The organism is Vibrio sp. Isolate32 (genome assembly GCF_022397955.1).
Classification (GTDB): Bacteria; Pseudomonadota; Gammaproteobacteria; order Enterobacterales; family Vibrionaceae; genus Vibrio.
The window spans coordinates 1-1,757 of sequence record NZ_JAKEUQ010000072.1 but is presented as its reverse complement, the minus strand read 5'-3'; the positions used below and the strand labels follow the sequence as shown (position 1 = coordinate 1,757).

Genomic DNA, 1,757 nt, shown 5'->3' with positions numbered 1-1,757 from the left:
ATGGTGTAATACCGCTTGTGTTATAATGCCCTGTTGAGGTGTGAGCAACGCAATACAAATGCCGCCCATACCACCTTAAACACCAAAACCAACGCATAGTAAAAATGCCACGCGTTGCGAATCACTCTTAAACAGTTTGTTGAACGAAGCCGCTGCGCGGCAGAATAAAGACAGCACAAGTCATACTCTTATCACACCATCACCCTGATGGTCGTTAACAGGAGTAACTTATGAATTCCACCGACTTAGAACGCTACAACATTCTTTATGAACAACACCTTACCAACCTTAAGCTGCAAGGTAAACGACCTGCGACCATTGATGCCTATTCTCGTGCGGTTCGTCGGATCACCGCTCATTTCGATCGGGYYCCTGATACATTAACCACGGCCGACCTCAAACAGTTCTTCGCATCTCTTATTCAAACTCACTCGTGGAGCACCATTAAACTCGACCGTAACGGCTTACAGTTCTTCTATCGCTATACGCTCGATAAACAGTGGGAGTGGCTCAATATCGTCAAGCCGCCACAAGTGAAACGACTGCCCGACATACTCACACCACAGCAAGTCAGTTCTCTGATTACTTACACTCGACAGGCACGTTATCAGGTGTTTTTTCTTACTCTGTACAGCATGGGGTTACGACTCAGTGAGGGATTAAATCTTACGGTTCACGATATCGACAACCAAACAATGTGCGTTCATATACGGGAAGGAAAAGGCGGGAAAGACCGAATGGTGCCGCTTCCGATGCGAACGCTCAATGCCCTTCGCGCACATTGGCTCACTCATAAGCACCCTCAATTACTTTTCCCTGGCCTTGGTCAAGGTTGCGATGCGCCCATGGACAGAGGCGGCATCCAAAARGCCATGAAGCTTGTGCTCAAAGAGTGTGGCATCCAGAAACGGGCAAGCCCTCATTCACTGAGACACTGCTTTGCGACACATTTACTTGAGCAAGGGCTCGACCTGCGTTCACTGCAAACGCTGCTGGGTCACGCCAGTCTTAATACCACCGCCCGTTACACCCGAATGACCCAAATAAAGCAGCGTGATGCGGCGATGGCCGTCAACCAATTAACCGATGCATTGGATTTAACAGGGAGCATAAAATGAGTACTTTTATTGAACTGCTCCGCCAACACCACCCTGCACTTAAACGTCACCATCCTGCGCAGATAAATGGCGATATGCATCGCGCCATTGGTGCGATGCTCCGTTGCAAAACAGAGCAACAAGGTCGGTCACAATGGTTTTGCAGCCACTGCCATCATGATGACCGATTGCCCCTTTCTTGTGGTCATCGTCACTGCCCTCAATGCCAACAACGCACCACCGCTGATTGGCTTCAGCGTCAGCAACAAAAACGGTTACCTATTCACTACTTCATGGTGACCTTCACTTTACCGTATCAATTGAGAGTGCTAGCAAGGCATCAGCCTAAAGCGACATATAACGGTATGTTTAAGGTGGCATCGGGGGTTTTAAAAGATTTTGCCAACCGCCAGCTGCAAGGTGAACTTGGGTTTACTGCTGTGCTGCATACCCACAGCCGACAACGAAACTTGCACCCACACCTGCACATTATTGTGGCAGCAGGCAGTTACGACCCATCCAGACAAACGTGGCACAAAGGCAACAAGCATTACCTTTTTAACGCGTTAGCTTTGGCCAAAGTCTGGCGGGCAAGAATGTTAGAGGCCATGAATCAACATCCAACGTTGTGGCTGCCAAGTGGCATACCCAAACAATGGG

At 49.0% G+C, this 1,757-nt stretch carries 2 protein-coding genes; both read left to right on the top strand.

Features of this window, described 5'->3' with window-relative positions:
• Positions 1-230: 230 nt before the first annotated feature.
• Positions 231-1,118, top strand: a complete 888-nt coding sequence (locus L1D11_RS22405; RefSeq protein ID WP_239862821.1) for a site-specific integrase — start codon at positions 231-233, stop codon at positions 1,116-1,118.
• Positions 1,115-1,757, top strand: a 643-nt coding sequence (locus tag L1D11_RS22400) for a transposase zinc-binding domain-containing protein (protein WP_239862819.1), incomplete at its 3' end; no start/stop codon positions are given. The genes L1D11_RS22405 and L1D11_RS22400, both read left to right, overlap by 4 nt.